The organism is Blautia sp. DFI.3.45 (assembly GCF_020593505.1).
Lineage (GTDB): Bacteria > Bacillota > Clostridia > Lachnospirales > Lachnospiraceae > Blautia_A > Blautia_A wexlerae.
Genome location: NZ_JAJDMI010000105.1, coordinates 1 through 2,171, shown reverse-complemented (window position 1 = coordinate 2,171; position 2,171 = coordinate 1). Strand labels below are relative to the sequence as shown.

At 38.0% G+C, this 2,171-nt stretch carries 3 protein-coding genes; all 3 read left to right on the top strand.

What is annotated here, in order from left to right; translation table 11 throughout:
• The first annotated feature begins 108 nt into the window (after positions 1 to 108).
• The 3 genes from LJE09_RS17010 to LJE09_RS17000 are packed head-to-tail and all read left to right on the top strand — an operon-like array spanning position 109 to position 2,042.
• Complete coding sequence (locus LJE09_RS17010; protein WP_195981587.1) at positions 109 to 474, top strand: ACT domain-containing protein; 366 nt, start codon at positions 109 to 111, stop codon at positions 472 to 474.
• 52 nt (positions 475 to 526) lie between these two features.
• Positions 527 to 1,447, top strand: a complete 921-nt coding sequence (locus tag LJE09_RS17005) for a carbon-nitrogen hydrolase family protein (RefSeq protein ID WP_195981585.1) — start codon at positions 527 to 529, stop codon at positions 1,445 to 1,447.
• A complete protein-coding gene (locus LJE09_RS17000; RefSeq protein ID WP_021885137.1) occupies positions 1,437 to 2,042 on the top strand; it encodes a YczE/YyaS/YitT family protein in 606 nt (201 codons plus the stop codon). Before LJE09_RS17005 ends, LJE09_RS17000 begins: the two co-directional genes overlap by 11 nt.
• Positions 2,043 to 2,171 lie beyond the last annotated feature (129 nt).

Below are 2,171 nucleotides of genomic sequence, written 5' to 3'. Positions count from 1 at the left end.
GAAAGTAATTCCACTGCTTTTTTAATAAAAATAAAACTGCGCCACAGCCTTGGCAGGCCATCGCGCAGCGATTTTGTTCAATCGGAATTTCAGGAGGAGAGTAATTTGCTGGTATTAAATAAATTAGAGCGGTTGCTAACGGTATGTAAAGTCAAATACATTGATGATATAGATTTAAGCAAGGAATTCTACTTCATTGGTAAAACAGATGAAGAAATTTCTCTTGTGTGTGAAACAAATGACGTTCCTGAAAACACAATAGAACGTGAAGATGGGTGGCGTGGTTTCCGTATTCAAGGAATTTTGGATTTTTCACTCATTGGCATTCTTTCAAAGTTGTCTGGAATACTTGCAGATAATAAAATTGGAATTTTAGCGGTATCTACATTCAACACAGATTATTTTTTAGTGAAAGATGCGGATTTTGAAGAATCATTAGCTGTATTATTAAATGCCGGATATACAATGATATAGATTTCAGATGATTTAAACCTAAAGAAAATCATACGAGGAGTGAATTATTAGCATGAAAGATATTGATAATATTTGTAAAATAGCATTGGTGCAGGCAGAACCGGTAATATTTGATAAAAGTGCATCGCTGAAAAAGGTACTTCGATATATTAATGAGGCCGCAACTCAAAAGCCGGACTTAATTGTTTTTCCAGAACTTTTTATTCCGGGATATCCTGTTGGAATGAATTTTGGGTTTAGTGTAGGAAAACGAAGTGAGTATGGACGAAAAGATTGGAAACGATATTATGATGCTTCTGTTGTTGCTGGAGAGACGGAATTCCAGCAGCTTGCAGAAACCGCCAGGGAAACAGGAGCATACATCAGCCTTGGTTTTTCTGAGAGAGATGCCGTTAGTGGAACACTTTATAACAGTAATGTTATTTTTGAACCGGATGGGTCATATAAGGTGCACAGAAAATTGAAGCCGACAGGCTCTGAGCGTGTTGTATGGGGAGATGCGGATAAAGAGTATTTTCCTGTTACTGAAACGCCATGGGGACCGATTGGTAGCATGATCTGTTGGGAAAGCTATATGCCACTTGCCCGTGTGGCACTTTATCAAAAAGGAATCACTATTTATATTTCACCTAATACCAATGACAATCCGGAGTGGCAAGCCACCATTCAGCATATTGCAATCGAAGGAAAATGTTTCTTTATCAACGCTGATATGATTATCAGACGCAGTTCATACCCTTCTGATCTGCAGGAGTATAATATCGTATCTGAACTTCCAGGACTTGTGTGCAGAGGAGGAAGCTGCATTATTGATCCATATGGGCATTATTTGACAAAACCTGTCTGGGATAAAGAAACTATCATTTACGCAGAACTTGATATGAATTTGCCTGCCGCCTGCAAAATGGAGCATGATGCAATCGGACATTATGCCCGTCCGGATGTACTTGAATTAAAAGTCAATGAAAAATAACAATAAAAAAACACTAAAGAAATTGGCAATCCTTGTAATAGGTTCTATAATTGCGGCTTATGGAATTACACTTGCACTGTATGCTGGATTTGGCGGAGCTACGCTTGCGGTGCTGTGGCAGGGGATTGCAAGAACATTTCACATAAGCATCGGCACAGCATCTTTTGTTGTAGCATTGGGAATGATTTTGTTTGCGCTCATTTACGATAAAAGTCAGATTCATATAGGAACTGTGTTGTACCAGATTGTATACAGTACCTGTGTAGATTTGTTTGCTAACTGCCATATTTACAGTACCTATAAGTGGATCAATTTTTTAATTATGTTGTTAGGAGTGGTTTTGTTTGCTGTCGGAACGGGACTATATGCGTCGGCATCCCTTGGTAGAGGATCCTATGAGGCAGTCACTTTTGCTTTAGCAGAAAAAAATCACTGGCAGATTAAATTTGTCCGAATGGCATTGGATATTTTGGTTGTTGTTACAGGTGTTTTGTTTGGCGGAAAGTTTGGTGTATGCACGCTTATTACAGTTATCATTTCAGGCCCAATTATCCAATTTGTTAATGCGAAAGCAAAACAAGTTTTAAAGATATGATAGTAAAGAAACTTACAACTTAGAATTTGGAGGAAAGTATAATGAGTATAGTTGTTAATATATATTATTCCGGGGAAAATGGTTCTGCGCGAAAATTTGCAAAGGAGATGATTTCAAGCGGTACTGTTG